The sequence below is a fragment of the Granulicella sp. L56 genome (genome assembly GCF_009765835.1).
Classification (GTDB): domain Bacteria; phylum Acidobacteriota; class Terriglobia; order Terriglobales; family Acidobacteriaceae; genus Edaphobacter.
In genome coordinates, this window is the sequence record NZ_LMUS01000001.1 from 762,970 (window position 1) to 778,640 (window position 15,671).

At 53.4% G+C, this 15,671-nt stretch carries 9 protein-coding genes; 2 read left to right on the forward strand and 7 right to left on the reverse strand.

The annotated features are described in order from the left end of the window. The first annotated feature begins 4 nt into the window (after window positions 1–4). Window positions 5–2,260, forward strand: coding sequence for a GH92 family glycosyl hydrolase (locus GSQ81_RS03125; protein ID WP_158909251.1), 2,256 nt, complete (start codon window positions 5–7; stop codon window positions 2,258–2,260). Between the two features lie 110 nt (window positions 2,261–2,370). On the opposite strand, the gene GSQ81_RS03130 is transcribed toward GSQ81_RS03125, so the two are convergent. From GSQ81_RS03130 to GSQ81_RS03160, 7 genes are all read right to left on the reverse strand, one after another. Beyond that, the gene (locus GSQ81_RS03130) at window positions 2,371–5,343 is read right to left on the reverse strand and encodes a carboxypeptidase regulatory-like domain-containing protein (RefSeq protein WP_158909252.1); all 2,973 of its coding nucleotides are present in this window, start codon (window positions 5,341–5,343) and stop codon (window positions 2,371–2,373) included. A 596-nt stretch (window positions 5,344–5,939) separates the two neighbouring features. After that, entirely contained in the window at window positions 5,940–7,118 is a 1,179-nt protein-coding gene (uxuA, locus tag GSQ81_RS03135; protein WP_216846362.1) for a mannonate dehydratase, read from the reverse strand. A gap of 149 nt (window positions 7,119–7,267) precedes the next feature. Beyond that, window positions 7,268–8,206, reverse strand: coding sequence for an ROK family protein (locus GSQ81_RS03140; RefSeq protein ID WP_158909253.1), 939 nt, complete (start codon window positions 8,204–8,206; stop codon window positions 7,268–7,270). A gap of 26 nt (window positions 8,207–8,232) precedes the next feature. Then, window positions 8,233–9,249: an L-rhamnose/proton symporter RhaT gene (locus tag GSQ81_RS03145; RefSeq protein ID WP_158909254.1), complete on the reverse strand. Its 1,017-nt coding sequence runs from the start codon at window positions 9,247–9,249 to the stop codon at window positions 8,233–8,235. 128 nt (window positions 9,250–9,377) lie between these two features. Then, on the reverse strand, window positions 9,378–10,196 hold the full coding sequence (locus tag GSQ81_RS03150) for an SDR family NAD(P)-dependent oxidoreductase (RefSeq protein WP_216846363.1): 819 nt from the start codon (window positions 10,194–10,196) through the stop codon (window positions 9,378–9,380). Continuing rightward, a complete protein-coding gene (locus GSQ81_RS03155; protein WP_158909255.1) occupies window positions 10,186–13,776 on the reverse strand; it encodes a polysaccharide lyase family protein in 3,591 nt (1,196 codons plus the stop codon). The genes GSQ81_RS03150 and GSQ81_RS03155 overlap by 11 nt, the downstream gene beginning before the upstream one ends. A gap of 16 nt (window positions 13,777–13,792) precedes the next feature. Beyond that, window positions 13,793–14,653, reverse strand: coding sequence for an SMP-30/gluconolactonase/LRE family protein (locus GSQ81_RS03160; protein WP_158909256.1), 861 nt, complete (start codon window positions 14,651–14,653; stop codon window positions 13,793–13,795). A 238-nt stretch (window positions 14,654–14,891) separates the two neighbouring features. On the opposite strand from GSQ81_RS03160, the gene GSQ81_RS03165 reads away from it, so the two are divergent. Then, window positions 14,892–15,584, forward strand: a complete 693-nt coding sequence (locus GSQ81_RS03165; RefSeq protein WP_158909257.1) for an RraA family protein — start codon at window positions 14,892–14,894, stop codon at window positions 15,582–15,584. The last annotated feature ends 87 nt before the right edge of the window (window positions 15,585–15,671 follow it).

Here is a 15,671-nt window from a genome sequence, read left to right on the forward strand (position 1 = left end):
AGCAATGAACAAGGACCGGCGAACCTTTCTCAAATCGGCGGCAATCGGTGTAAGTGCTTCGTTGTGTCGCGTGGATGCCGTTGCTGCCTCTGTCCCACACGAACTCAGTTCTGCAGAGATGTCTGTTACGTTATCTGGCCCTCGCCACCTCGCTGACTATGTCAATGTTCTGCAGGGCACGAATTCCAGCCCATCCTATTCGCGTGGCAATACTTTGCCCATCGTCGCCGCACCATTCGGCATGGCGCATTGGACCATCCAAACCACCTCAGAGCGCGGCAACTGGTTCTTCCATCCCGCAGATCCTCGCATTGAAGGAGTACGCTGTACGCACCAACTGGCTCCCTGGCTTGGCGACTATGGACAGGTTGCCATTCTTCCTTTTTGCGGAAGACCCGACCTGACACCCACAGGAAGAGCTTCTTCGTATCGACCCCGAGATCTGCACCTGACTCCCTACGGCATGCACGTCGAACTCCGCCGTTACAGTGTGACCATCGACCTTGCGCCGACAGAACGCTGCGCCATCATGGAGCTAACGTTCGCAGAACCTGGGCCCGCGGGTCTATGTGTTGCGATTCCGGGCAACAAAGGCACCTGCGTAGCATCGGGCACTCCAGGGTCTTTCATTGCAACTTCTCCGAGCAATCAGGGTGGAGTCGCACCCGGCTTCGCGACCTACTACGCGCTCTCCATCGACGATCCCACTGTTCAGCTCGACTTTCAGCAGATGGAAAAAGAAGGCGTCGCCGCCCTCCGCTTCAACGTGAAGGCTAATCAACGCGTTCAACTGCGCATTGGCACATCCTTCATCTCCGGCGAACAAGCGAAGTTGAATCTCGATCGTGAACTCGGAACCCTATCGCTCAGTCAACTGACCGATAGGGCCGCCGAAGCATGGGAGCAGCAACTCGGCCGCATTCGCATCGTGGAGCCGGACCAGACGCGCAATAAGATCTTCTACTCCGCGCTTTACCGCGCTTCACTCTTCCCACGCATCTGGCATGAGGTCGATGCCTCGGGCACGACCGTGCATCGCAGCCCCTACAACGGTTCCGTCACTAACGGAGTCATGTACGCCGACCATGGGTTCTGGGATGTGTACCGCGCCTGGTATCCCATGATGACGCTGATTTATCCCGACCGGCTCGCAGAGATACTGCAAGCCTGGGTCAATGCCGCCAAGGAAGGTGGCTGGCTCCCGCAATTCCCTTGCCCGGGCTATCGCGGCGCGATGAGCGGCAGCCCCATTGATACAGTCTTTGCCGATGCGGCCGTCAAGAACATCAAGGGTTTCGAACTCGACATAGCCTATGAGGCACTGCGCAAGCACGCAACGACTCCTCTCAAGCAGACACCTGGCTACGGACGCCAGGGTGTTGCCGACTACCTGGCCCTTGGCTATCTTCCTGCGGACAAGCACGGCGCCTCGCTCACCGAAACTCTTGATGCAGCCTATGGAGATTTCTGCATCGGTCAGGTCGCCAAGGTCCTTGGGCGACACGCCGACGCTCAGATGTTCGAAGAACGCTCCCAAAACTGGCACAAGGTATTTGATCCCGGCACAAAGTTCCTGCGGCCTCGCCTGAGTGATGGACAGTGGCCAAAGAACTTTCTCCCGATTCGCTGGGGAAATGGCTACGTCGAAGGATCGGCGTGGCAGTACCGCGTCTCAGTTCCACACGATCCCAAAGGCCTCATTGCTGCCATGGGTGGCAAAGTTGCGTTCGTTGACGCGCTGGACCAACTCACCACCATGCAGCCGCGTTTCGACGTAGGAGACTACGGCTTCGAGATTCACGAGATGTCTGAGATGGCAGCGGTCGATTTTGGTCAGTACGCTCATTCGAATCAACCTTCGCATCACATCTTATACATGTACGCCATGGCCGGCCGGCCCGACCGCACGCAGTACTGGGTCCGCCGCGTGCTCGACGAGCTCTATACCGTCGATGACTTCGCGGGCGATGAGGACACTGGCTCCATGGCCGCCTGGTACATTCTCAGCTCACTCGGCTTCTACTCGCTTTGCCCCGGACGACCTTCTTACGTTTTGGGTTCGCCACTCTTTCACGAAGCCACCTTGCATCTGCCATCCGGCGTCAAAACACGCATCCGCGCTGTGAACCAGGTTCCCGGAAACCCCTACGTCAGCACATGCACCTTCAATGGCAAGCCCATCACTTCATCACAAATTGACCATGCTTCCCTGGCTTCAGGTGGAGAGTTGGTCTTCACCATGCAGAACAAGCCCAGCTAGACAACAAGCTTGCTAAAAATAAAAAGTGGCTGAAGAGCTTCGTCTCCAGCCACTTTCGTTTGCCGCCTTTTGATCAGACTTCGATGCATCCTGTCAGCTGGCCTTGTTGTTTAGAAGGAGTAGCGCAATGCAAATTGCAGTTGCCGACTCGTATGAAAACCCTCCTGAGTGCTGAGCGTGCTGGTAGTTTGCCCGAACTGAGGGATATTGTTGAGTGCCGATTGCGGATTGCTGAATTGTGGATGATTGAAAATATTGAAGGCCTCTGCCCGGAAGGTGATTTGCTGCTTCTCCAGTTTGGGCAGCGGAAAGGACTTGAAGAGAGACATATCGAAGTTAACCGCGTCTGGGCCGTAATACGCATTCCTGGTCGAGGTGCCGAAGTGGCCCACAGGAATGGCGAAGGCTGCTGGGTTGATTTGATTCAAGGGGATGCTGAACCCTTGCGGACGAGGAGAAACTCCTGGAACTACGTCCGCTCGGGAACTCGCTTGTCCAACATTTTCGGGATCGCATCCGCAGGAGATCGAGTATGGGAACCCACTCCGTATTTCGGTAATTGTGTTGTACTGCCAACCGGATCCAACGATTTTCATCATGTGAGGGATGGCGGGAATGGCATAGCTCGCGTCAAACTCAAGATTGTGACGATCATCGAAATCAGAGTTTCCATAGTCGCCAATCGGGTTGTGATCATCTTGATAGGAACCGAATACGGTGGGGGCGTCGTCGAGCGAATGAGAAAGGGTGTAGCTCGCATTGAAGGAAAGCCCGCTTGGCCAACGCTTTTTGAAGATCAACTGGAACGCCTGATAATTTGAAATCGCGCTTGTCGTATTCGTATTGATGCTGCCGAACTGGGGAAGGGGACGTACCGTGCTTCCGGGAGAGAGCCTATTAAGGTCGTAGCCCTCAATGAGGTGAAGTCCTCTCGCTCCGCTGTATCCGACCTGAATCATAGCGGAGGATCCCAATGCCTGCTGAACGTTGAAGTTCCACTTTTCGGAGTATGGCTCTTGATAGTTCTTCACGATTGCGGAGAAATTTGTCGTCGGAACAGCGAAGGAAGCGAGATCAGGAAAGGGCAGTCCCTGGAGGCCGGGAACTTGAACATTGTTCACGGAAGCGCTGAACCCAAGACCTGTGTTGGACGGAAGGTTCTGTGCCAGGTTACCGGCATTCAGGTCAGAGAAGAAGATGCCAAAGCCGCCTCGGAGCACCAGGTTGCCAGATGCGCGGGGACTATACGAAATGCCGAATCGGGGAGCGAAATTAAGGCGGGGCGCATTGAGGACAGTGCCTCCGACTGGGTCGAGCTTATTTGTAGCAGGGTTGAAATTTGCGATCCTCCCCTGCGATTCCGTGGGAGAACTATCATATTGATATCGCAACCCCATGTTGAAACTGAGTTGCCTGCTTACCTGAAGGTTGTCCTGACCAAAGAGATAAAAATATGTGTTGCGGATACCGATTCTGGGAAAGCCCAAGGTGCCATCGGAAAATGCAAGATTTTGCTGAGCGTCTGCGAAGGTGAGATAGCTGACCGTCATCTGATAACCAAGCTCTTTATTGTCCTGGTTGCGAATAGCCGTTCCCCCAACTTTGATTTGATTACGGCCATGAACAATGGTGACGTTGTCCTGCCATGTAAAAGAGTTGTTGGCGACGTGAAGATCGAAGAGGCCCGGACCGACACCAGCGCCTTCGCCAAAGCCGATGATGGGAGAGGTCAAGACAGATGCGACATTTGAGGCACGGGGATCAACGTGGAAGCGATTGAAGAAAAAACTTGCTTCGTTGATTACATTCGGAGTGAAGGTGTGGGTGTAATTTAACATCGCAAGCTGCATAAATCCAGGCGCATCCTGCACCTGTCCCAAGGCAACGCCTGTATAGGTCTCTGTGAGATTTTGATTGGCGTTGTAACGACCAGTGATGTGATCGGAAGGACGCAGTTGCCAATCTATTTTGACGATTCCCGTGTTCTCGGTGAGAGGATTAGAAATGCTCTCCGTGTATGCACCAAAGCGGGGGTCCGACGCGGAGATAGCGCCGTTCGGCAGAGGGAGAGTTGCAAAAGCGGACTGAACTACAGGCACCGCAGATGCCCTTGCAGCGGCCGTAGGAACAACTGCCGCGAGGATATTTCCACTCCGCTGGCGAACCGCTTCGTAATCTGTAAAGAAGAAAAGCTTGTCGCGGATGAAGCGACCACCAAACGTTCCGCCAAACTGGTTGAGCCGATAGGCCGGCTTATAGTTTGGTGCAGGGTTGAAGTAGTCACGAGCATCGAGCACTTCATTACGGAAGTATTCAAATAAGCTGCCGTGATACTGGTTGGTACCTGATTTCGTAACCAGGTTTACGACACCTCCCTGCGTCTGGCCGTATTCGGCTGAGTACGAATCCGTGTAAACGCGAAACTCCTCCACTGCATCCACGCTTGCGCGGGAAACCCGTCCAGCGCTCGACCCATAAGTATTTCCTACATCGTCAAAGTCGACTCGGCTTGCATCGCCGCCATCGAGTAGCACATGCAGCCCTCCCTCATTGGTGAAGGTTCCCTGACCGCCTACACTCAGTTGATTTGAATTGCCGCGTAGTTGGACTCCAGGTACCAGCGCAAGAAGATCAGTGACGCTCCTCCCATTGATCGGGAGATCCGCAACCTGTTGCTTGCTCACAACACCGCCAAGAGTTGTTGACGCGGCATCAATGAGGGGAGCCTGCCCAGTCACCGAGATCGTCTCCTTCACGTCCCCCGGTTTGAGGGAGAAGCGAAGTTGCATACGGTCCGAGACCTGCAAATTCATCCCAGCCTTGACGCTGGTCGAAAATCCCGGAGAGGACACGGTAACGCTGTAGATCCCGAGCGGCAGTGGAGCTGAGATGAACGTTCCTGTCGAGTCCGTAACAAGTTTCTGCGAGAAACCTGTTCCCTGATTGCTCAGAAGAATCGATGCCCCAGGAATAGAGTAGCCTCGAGAGTCTTGCACCAGCCCCAGGATCGTCCCAGTATTTGACTGTGCTGCGCAGATGGATGCAGTGCAGGCAAGCAGAAATGCTATAAAAACACGTCTCATTGAAAGAATCCTTTTCAGCGGCAATATGGTACCGTTTCCATTCGAATGAGACAGTACCGTGATCCAGTCATCTGTGTCAACAGTTTTTTGTATGTAGCGACACCACTCCAATTTATCGAGATCGGCGTAGACCGAATTTCCTAGTCGAAACCGGTAATTTACGCCTATACCCTAGATAAACGCCGTTCTCATCGCCGATAACATTGTCACTTTCAAAGATTGATCGGCAGTCACTTACAGGACTCCTGGCTGGATTGTTCAATCATCCAGTAATTCCTTGCGAGTGGAAACGCAACCATACATTTTGACAGCCATCTTGTTGCATCACATTTTCAGTGGAAAAAGACGGGCATCCGCCACTTATATGTCGAAGGAACAATGGAGTACTCAAATGTCTTCAGCCGCAGCTCTATTCCATTTCGGAAGTTGCAACATGTCATTCGCGAGACGAGCGCTTTCGGTCCTGATCGTCGAAGCAAAATCACAAGCGCTGAAATAGACACTTTCCAAAAACTGGAGCCTACGAAAATACCCGCACGACGCCATGACTCGCGGGGGACACATTCATATCTTTGGAAAGGACTAGTTGTGAATTATTACAACAGGCGTTCACAGGCACGCATCACTCCCCGCAACTCTGCCAGACCCCGAAGGCGTCCTACAGCAGGGTAGCCTGCTTGCGCTCCCAGGGCTTTATCCGAGAGAAGCTGTCGGCCATGGTCAGGACGGAACGGCAACCTCTGCTGGTCGCCCGCAGCTTGACGCCGGCGCTCTTCTTTCACAAGTTCGATCACAATTGAGACAAGATCGGCATCACCATCGAGATGCCCAGCTTCAAAAAAGCTCTCGCTATCCTGCTCACGCTGTGTCGACCGGAGATGAGCAAACCAGATGCGGTGCGCAAATTTACGAACCATCGCTTTGAGATCGTTGTCGCTGCGAACACCGAGAGCGCCGGTGCAAAAGGTGATTCCGTTAGCATCGCCCGGCCATTGGCCGATCAAATATGCGAGATCCTCCGCCGTACTGACAATTCGCGGCAGTCCCAGCAGATTTCGCGGAGGATCATCGGGATGAACACACAGCCTTAAGCCAAGCTCCTCGGCAACTGGACAGACTTCTTTTAAAAAGGCGGCTGCATTAGACCTAAGATCGCCTGCATTCATCCCTCGGTAGCGTTCAAGTCCCAATCGAACCTGATCCAGCGTGAATGCCTCATTCCCTCCTGGAAGTCCCTGAAGAATGGTGTTCTTCAGCTTTTCACGCTGTGCAATAGACATGTCATGATAGAGCGCGGCTGCGACGCGAATGCGGTCTTCACCCCAATCTTCTTCCGCTCTTTTTCGTTTGAGCATGTATAAATCGAATGCTGCAAATTCTGTCGCGTTGAACCGCGTTGTTGTGCCGCCGCTGGCAAGGGGGAAATCCAGTTCTGTTCTCATCCAACTGAAAAGCGGCATCAGATTGTAGGCGACAATGCCTATCCCGCAGGACGCAAGGTTCCGCAGCGAAGCAATGTAGTGATTGATATCCCTCTCAAATCCAGGCTCACGTAACTTGATGCGCTCACTCACATCCAGGCTTTCAACGACCGTCCACTCCAATCCTGCAGACCTCACGACGTCCTGACGACTTCTAATCGCCTCGACCGGCCATACTTCTCCAATGGGGACCTCGTGCAAAGCTGTAACGATCGCTTCAGCTCCAGCCTGTCTCGCATCAGAAAGTGTTACTTTGTCGGATTGGCCAAACCATCTCCAGGTCTGCTGCATCATTCATTTCCCTATATTGATCGGATGTATTTTCATTTTTGATTCGTGCGGACCACATGGCAAGCGAAGAACTATCCTGGCTGCTCAACCTTTCAACATATGCACAATATTTCGCGTATAGGGAGGATCGCGCTGACGGGCTGCTCATCACATTAGCGTGCTTCCGTCAGTAGCGGAACAGCCCCCAGGAGTGCGGCTTTCTCGCCAAGCTCCGCAGCTCGCACGACGGGCGTTCCCCACGCAGCCCAGGCATACTTATTGATGTGGTTCTGTACAAAAGGCAATATGACGTCTGCCCGACCCAAGACTCCACCCCCCATGATCACAACTTCCGGATCGTAAGCGTGAATTAAAGCCACCGCGTTGGCAGCCCAGACCTCAAGGCAATGCTGCCGTACTTCCAAGGCAACGTGATCACCCAGGTCGGCCGTATCGAAGAGCCTACGAAAGTTCAGTTCCGGTTCCGCGGCAAGGAGGCTGGTTGCAAACGCCGGATGCTCCCGAATGATCCCTGGCAAGGCCCAACCGGATGCTTCTGCTTCGGCACAGCCGATATTACCGCACTTACAAAGTCGTCCCCGGTAATTAACCGGCAAGTGCCCGCCAAGACAGGCAGCTTGTGCGTGTGCGCCGCGTAACAGCCTGCCATGAATTATCGCTGCCCCACCAATGCCTGTCCCCAGTGTCATCATGACCACATCACTTACACCTTGAGCGCTTCCCGCAAATTGCTCGCCGAGGAGCGCCATGCGCGCGTCGTTCTCCATACGCAGGGGTAGACCAAGAACCTCTTCGCTCCACGCGCCGAGATCCAACTCCTTCGCGTCCTCATACTTCTTCAACGTGGAAAGGATGCGGCTGGTTCGAGCATCGATGATTCCCGGAAAGCCGACAGCGAGACCACCACATGCACTTAGAGTCTCTCCGGACTCGTCCAGAAGCTGCTGCAAGGTCTGTGCGATCAGGGGAAGGATGGAAGCGAGGCCCTTAGCACTCTCGGCTGCAAGCGAGGAGCAGGCCAGTATCTTCTGATCACGCACCACCGCGCAACCAATATGTGTTCCGCCCATGTCAAGAGATAAGGCAAGCATCAAGGGTTCCTATCTGGTCTGCCGCATTAAGAGAAGTACCGGCTCATGCTGGCAAGAATAAAAACAGCGAGGACCAGCAAAGCTACCCCGCTCCATTGGATTCTGATCGGGAGGCGCCCGCTGTTCCTCCATTCTCCGGTTGTCATGCCCAGCAGGCTTGCAATAATAACGATGAGAGACATAAAGAGCGGCCATCCCAGGACCGGCCCCAACGAGCCCAGCTTCGCGGCAGCAAAGCCATACAAGAGCGTACTGCCCAACCATAGGACTGCCATCACAAATGCCAGCCCCCAATGGCTCAGACGCCCATCCGCAAACTTGCTGCCCGTACGATTTTTCCGCAGCAGCCACAGACAATACAACAAGTTTGGAATTGCCCCAGCCAGCATAAGCGGCATCCAGATCACATTGGAAGCGTTCAATTCTCCCGCACCTGCGGATCGCGCCGCTTCGGTAAGGGAGCTTCCAAAAGCGAGACCGAGATTTATAAACGAGGCTCCCAACCCACAAAGAATCGCGAGGGCAATGCCAAGCCCAGAACTCTTATGCGTTGCGGCATGTCCGCTCCGAGCTTTCTCCCGCATGCGTCCTGCAATGGCGCAGACGAGCACTCCTGCTATAACCAGTGCGACACCGACAAGTACACCGTGTCCGGCAGGAGTTTGCAGACGCTCAGGATGTAAACGAACCAGCGGTATGAGAGTACCAACAGCAGCAGACGTTCCCAGTACGAGAGAGAATGTAAGCGCAATGCCGATCGCATCGACTGCTAACCCAAAAAATACCTGTGCAACTCCCCATCCAACGCCGAAGAGCATGACCACCAACAGCATACTAGGAGCCACTGATGAGTAAATCTCTCCGAGATGAGGCACCGTACTAAGCGTAATCACCGGCGGCAAAATCAGCAGCGCAAAAATCGTCCACACCAGCCAGGTGTTTTCCCACGCCCAGCGAGATGTGTACTTCATTGGAAGCGTGAAGCTGGCATTCATCATGCTGGCCAATACAAGAATCGCGAATCCGAGTGCGGCATTGCTCATACCGTGCTTTGTCCTTCTTTCACAACAATGTGAATGCCTTCACTGTGGAACATGAAAGCTGCGCGATACTTCCACCGGATGAATTCAGTCTGCATGATTAGTCCGCTGCGTCGCACACCAATAAGGTCTCATTGCTTGCCCGCCAATCCGGCTCCATCTTCATGAAAGCCGACTCCGCCTGCAGGCACAAGCATGCCGCCATCAACGGTAAGTGCAGCGCCCGTGATAAATGATGCCCAGTCGCTCGCCAGAAATGCGATTGCGTGCGCAATCTCTATCGGTTGGCCAACCCGTCCCAACGGGTGTGCGCGCCCGTAGTGCTCGAATGTTGCTTCAGGATCTGGCGTAAGGCCAGCGCTCCAGCGTAGCATCGGCGTATCAACTGCCCCAGGCAGCACGCAGTTGGCTCTCACATTTCGGCCTGCAAAGTCGAGCGCAATCGAACGCGTGAGACCCAACAATGCATGTTTCGCAGTAACGTACGCGGCAGAATCTCCAACCGCAGCGACACTTTGTACAGACCCAACAATTACGATGGATCCACCCTGCGCGGCAATCATATGTGGCAGAGAAAAGTGCACTGCATAAAAACAGCCGTCGACATTAACGCCAAGTGTTTCACGCCACAAATCTACGCTGCTCGAAAGTGCATCTCCATACCGCTGTATACCAGCACAATGTACTAATACATTAAGAGCGCCATAAGTCTGCGCGGCGGCGGCGATGGCGTTGCGCGTACTGTCAACCTCAGCGACATCGCACGCATAGAAGTTTGCAGGGTATCCCAAGCCATTCAGGCGTTGCACGAACGCACGACCGTGAGCCTCATCGCGATCAAGAATTGCCACGCGTGCACCGAGTTCACAAAGAAGCTCAGCAGTCGCCGCTCCAATCCCCATTGCGCCACCTGTTACTACAGCTACTTTTCCGGAAAAGCTAATTTCCACGATTCCCTTCCTGATGACCGGCGACGGGACGCGTCTCCATGCGAACTGTAACAACTCCATACGCGGGAATTGTGAGATCAATACCATCCGTGCCTATTTGCAGTTCTTTTTGTTTTTGCTCCAGTATGTTGCACAGCCATGCATGTTGGACTCTGAGATAGTCACTGTGAATCACGACTGATTCAGGTCTTCCCGCGGTTTCTTCCAGTCTTATGATGCTTCCCTCTCCGTCTTCCGCCATCTTCCATGTTGTCGCCACAACTGCGTCGGAATTGATATGCAGAAAACTCGCAGCCGTATTGCCTAAGACGTGAGGATACGGACTTGGTTTGACTGGATCAGATTCAAGTGGCGTCATAATCTCCCACCCAGTGCGAGTCAACTGCTGTGGATCAAATTCATTCATGCTGACAATTTTGTAGCGAAACACATAATTTCCGCCCTGAGAAGAGGCATAATTGGTGTCCCAGTAGTTCGACATGATCCACGAAAATATAGCATTACTGCGCGGATGAAACTCTGACGGCCATGTGCCGCGAACAATGTCTCCAAAGGTTACGATGGGCGCATCCAGTGGCAGAATCGCCGCTGTGACGCCATCGCTTGTTGTCGCCGCCCAATGATTTACGGCATACCACTCGCGGCTGCCGCCAATGAGCTCGTCGCGTGCCGGATTAGCCCAAGCATTTTGCGTCTCATAATTGAAATCGGGCTTCTTGCCTGCAAATGAAAATGCAAAGTATGCGGCTTCTTTACGCAACGTGGCCATCTTCTGAACTTTATAGGTCAGCTCGATACTCTTTCTGTCTGAAGGCAGCGTAATCTCAAGTTGAATAATGGGCGTATTGGGCGCGCTCGACGTCAGGACTGCCGTCAGTCCCTCTGTATTTCTGGTAATGCCGACAAGCTTCCCATGCGAAGCCTCAATTGGATTCAGGGCTGGCAGGTGTTGTGCGACTCCATAACGATAGAGCGCGTTACGAGGCGCATCGTCACCACCCTCTACATAGACATAAGAGCCAAAAAGAAACGAGCTCTGACTGTCTACCAGCTCTCTGCGAAGAGACTTATCGTAAATGCTTTTAATTGCCCCATGTTGTGGATCGAGCGTAATTCGGTAATACCTGTTCTCCAGCACATTGCCTGTCGAAGCAGGAAGCGAATGCTGCAGAGATGCACTCGAAGAAGCTTTCGGAACGATCGCGAACGTGCGGTATCCCATTGCGGGGACATCAGCAGCTTGAAAGCGGACGCGATTCGTGGGGCCACCGAATCCAGGAATTGAAAGTCCGGCCTCACGCTTCAGAATTGTCTGCGGCACTGGTTGTTTTGTCGCAGCATCGACAAGGATCTGCCCGTCCGGCAGATCTACGTCGACCCATCCGCCGCGATTCCAACTGAGCGAATTGAAAACCAGAACCGAATCCTGATTTACATTGACCAAAGACTCAAGCTGCATCCAACTCTGTTCGATGCTCTTTGCAATGTCATTATGCGCAATCACACTCTCCAGGTCCTTCTGCTGAAGTTGCCGTCGAGACTCATCCCCCTCCGGCTGCGTTGTGGCGCTTGCGGCTGTCCAGGTGTGCTCATTGAACAGCAGCATGTTTTCCCATGCGTCGCGCGTGCGCGCAGCGTCGGGCCGTAGATCAGGGTTGAGCAGCACCGGCAATACGCTCATCTTTTCGGCAGTGAGGATGCGTGGCTGGCTTCGGCGAAAGATCGCTACATGCTTCGCATCCGAAGTCACACCGTCTTCCCAATACGGTCCGAAATCTCCGCGATATACCTTGAGGTGTCCCCCAAACTGTTTTTCGAGCGATGCCATCGCCGCCTCAAACGTGGTAAATGTCATCTTCGGATACGCGTATTCTTTTGCCCACATCTCCGGCAGGTTTACCTGCTCGCGACTGAGCGGTGTGTTTTCAAGCTGGCTCCCATAAACGATGACGGAGTCCGCCGTGTAGTCGGGCCGGGTATAGGCCTGTAGAAATACGGGAGTCGCATCTTCGACCGCGGGCAGCGTCGGTGGCGTTCCATACATGGAAGCCAACTGGAGATACGCTCGCGAATACCACATCATGACGCGTCCGCCGTCCGGCCCCTCCCAGTAAAACGGCGACTTCTCATTCCAGCGCCCCAGCAGCACTGCTGGGGCGCGCCATGAGTTACTGCCCGCCGCCAGATACTTCACGCCCGCATCATGCAGCACAGAGGCATAAGACCAACTGTACGAAGGCACATCCGTGATGTTTGCCGCACCGATAGGCAGATCGTACTTACCCGCCAAGGAGCGGCTGTAGTACAGCGAATGGATCAGCTCCTCCAGCGACGCAGTGCCGGTAAGCTCATTTGCGAATTGCGCAGGAATGACAATCTCTCCGGCCCGAACTGCGGCAAGAAATTGCTCCGTGCGTTCCTGTGACCGGCTTTGAAGGTACTTCTGAGCAACCCAACTGCCATCAAGAGTCCATCGGAAGTTAGGCTTCTGCTTCAGCAGATCAAGGACCCCGTCGACACTCTCCGATTGCAACTCAGCGACCTTCGGAGCATAGTCTGTGAATCCAATGTCCAGGTGCTCGTGCGGAACGATGTCCAGTATCCACTTCTTCGCAGCCTCAAGCTTCTGCGGAAACCGATGGCCATCGACGCTCAGCACAGCTTGTACTTCTCCGTGCCACTCCGGTACGGCAAAACGCAGGTGCGCCTCACCAAACTCTCCCTCCAGCACAAGAGGCTGTGTAAACTGCTTCCCTCCAATGGCAAAGGTAACTTCGCCACGCTGCACGGCCCCGGCCTCAAGTTCCGGATAAACATCAACAATCTCCTGCAACCCAGTCGATGACGTTTTATAAAAGATTGTTGGAAGAACTGTGGCAAGGATCGATCCCGGCGCGTAGCGCTTCTGATCGTTATGCGTGAACGCGAGCGCATCATAGACAATGCCACTCTGGCCGGGCGCTATGTTGCCCATCGAACTCTGCGGCGTTGAAGGCGTGTCGATTGCCGTTAAAATAAAAGTATTGGCTCCACGCTTCAACCACTGCGTCGGAATGTCGATTGTCTTTACGTCGCGCGACGTTTGCGGCACAAATGTGCCTTCCCAGTCTCCGGCGCCGTAATCCAGCCTTGGATGAAAGTAGAAGACCCCTTTGTGTCCGTTCACGTCGAGCTGCAGGGCAGACATGCGCGGCGTCTCATACATCATGGCTACGCGGAGTTGATAAAGACCCTGAGTTACATCCAGCAGCGGAAAGACAATAGAAAACGGGTGCAGTCGCCCTCCATCGATGGCGTTTGCAGGCCCTGGCTGAAAACGCGGCCAGTCTGCTTCGTGGCTCTTGCCAACCATATAAACCACAGAGAATTCAGGGCTGTTGTAGTCGATGCCCTGGCTGCTAAACTCCTGCGAAGAATCGTCAAACTTTCCGATTTGCCAAAGGACATGTTCCTGCGAGTGCGCCGATACAAGACAACTCCATACGATCAGAAACAGAATTACGGAATATCGGCTGATCACCAGTCGCCGCGCATCCTGCCTATTCGTAAGCGTCACAGTCGTCAGTGCCCTTTCGTTCACCGCCCGCTCCATACAATTACAAGTTCACAAGCCGCTGTCCAGGTATCCCTACATGCACGCGTCCGATATGCCATCGGCCAAGATTTGCCACATAGAGATCATCCATAGCAGCTCCACCGAATGCCGCATTGGTTGGCCGGGCAATCCTCGTACCTTCTGAATCGAAGGCAAGGAGTTGGATACTGCGATCTGGGTTCACCCTATAAATGCAGTCGCTGGCATAACAGGTGACATAAAGATTTCCTCTCTCGTCGAACACGAGTCCGTCCGGAACACGAGCAAGTCCCTCCGCATATATTTCAGCAGCTCCGGCAGCATGTCCTGCCGATACCGGAATGCGTAACACATGGTCGTGCTGGCTCACGACGACAAACAGAAAGCAGTCGTCGCTACTCAGAGCAAGTCCATTTGGAAAAGCCAGCGGCCCCGCAATCACTTCTACGGTACCCGTCAGACGCAGGCAATATACGAAGCCATTCCCACGGTCCCATTCTCCGGAATCACTGAAATACAAATTACCTTCATGATCAAAGACCGAAAAATTGGGTGTGACAAGAGGCCGATCGCCCGCCCGAGAGACCGTCTGTAAAACCTGCCCGCTACGGTCAATCTTCATCAAGGCATGAAGGCCTGAGTTGCATACCCAAAGTTCCTGCTGGGCAGAGAACGTCAATCCCAGGCAAAAGCCCCCCAGCCGCACAATCTCCTCGCTTCGGCCTGACGGATCGATTCGATAGATTTGGCCAAGCTCTCCACCGGCCCACAACGCTTGCTCATCGTCGAACGCCAGCCCCTCCGGATGATCGAGACCGTCAGCAAATACGGTAAAGTCCTCTTTCTGGAGCAACGGCGCGCCTGAAGGCTCGGCAACTGTCATTTTGTCAATCCAATCATCGGAATTCGCGCATCTGAACTCATACCTGAGAGTGGGCTATGTTTTCAAGTGAACTCTCTATTATGATAATAGGATCACATTACATGATCGAAATTACTTTATAGAATCAAGAAAAGAGATTTTATTTTGACATGCTGTATACAGTATGCCATGATAGAGAAATTGTAGCCATAATTTTTGTCTATTTTTCTGCACCATTAGAGCGAGCGAAGGAGGGTGCATGACTGCTTGGAGTACAGATGACGAACTTTTTACACTTGCAGAACGTGAACTGTTCACCTGCGTCGTCGGCGACATTATGGACAAACTCCACCTCTTCCATCAATTTCTCCCTCCGCAAATCAGACCTATCACCAATGAGGCCATGGTTATAGGCCGCGCAATGCCCGTCTTGTGCGGAGACGTCTTTCAGGAGTCATCCTTGAACTCTGCAAATGAGCTAATGGCAAAGCCTTTCGGACTAATGCTTGAGGCCCTCGATGATTTGCAGAAAGGCGAAGTTTATCTCTGCACTGGATCAGCTCCGCGAAACGCCACATGGGGCGAAATGATGGCGACGCGGGCCACAAAGCTGGGAGCAAGAGGAGCGGTTCTAGACGGCTATTACCGGGACACCAAAGAATTGATTCGAATGAATTTTCCAACCTTTGGCTATGGCTCCTACGGTCAGGACTCTGCGCCTCGCTATAAGGTGCACGACTTCCGCGTGCCCATTGAGATTGGGACTGTCCGGATTCAACCAGGCGATATTATCTTTGGCGATATTGATGGTGTATGCATTGTTCCGAAGGAAGCAGAACGAGAGGTCTTCACCAAGGCCCTTGAAAAGGCTCGCGGAGAAAAATTAGTCAAAAAATCCCTTGAAGCTGGAATAAGTGCGGTTGCCACATATAAAGAACACGGAATTATGTGAAGGGCTTCAAATGGCGACTCAATATTCACTAACTGAAATTTTGGGCTCGCACCCTAGCTGACATTGAAGATGCGATGACGATGTAGC

Excerpts from the sequence above, each read along its gene's own strand:
- GSQ81_RS03165 (WP_158909257.1), top strand. The coding sequence starts at position 14,892 with ATGACTGCTTGGAGTACAGATGACGAACTTTTTACACTTGCAGAACGT.
- GSQ81_RS03160 (WP_158909256.1), bottom strand. The coding sequence starts at position 14,653 with ATGACAGTTGCCGAGCCTTCAGGCGCGCCGTTGCTCCAGAAAGAGGAC.
- GSQ81_RS03130 (WP_158909252.1), bottom strand. The coding sequence starts at position 5,343 with ATGAGACGTGTTTTTATAGCATTTCTGCTTGCCTGCACTGCATCCATC.
- GSQ81_RS03125 (WP_158909251.1), top strand. The coding sequence starts at position 5 with ATGAACAAGGACCGGCGAACCTTTCTCAAATCGGCGGCAATCGGTGTA.
- GSQ81_RS03140 (WP_158909253.1), bottom strand. The coding sequence starts at position 8,206 with ATGCTTGCCTTATCTCTTGACATGGGCGGAACACATATTGGTTGCGCG.
- uxuA (WP_216846362.1), bottom strand. The coding sequence starts at position 7,118 with ATGATGCAGCAGACCTGGAGATGGTTTGGCCAATCCGACAAAGTAACA.
- GSQ81_RS03145 (WP_158909254.1), bottom strand. The coding sequence starts at position 9,249 with ATGAGCAATGCCGCACTCGGATTCGCGATTCTTGTATTGGCCAGCATG.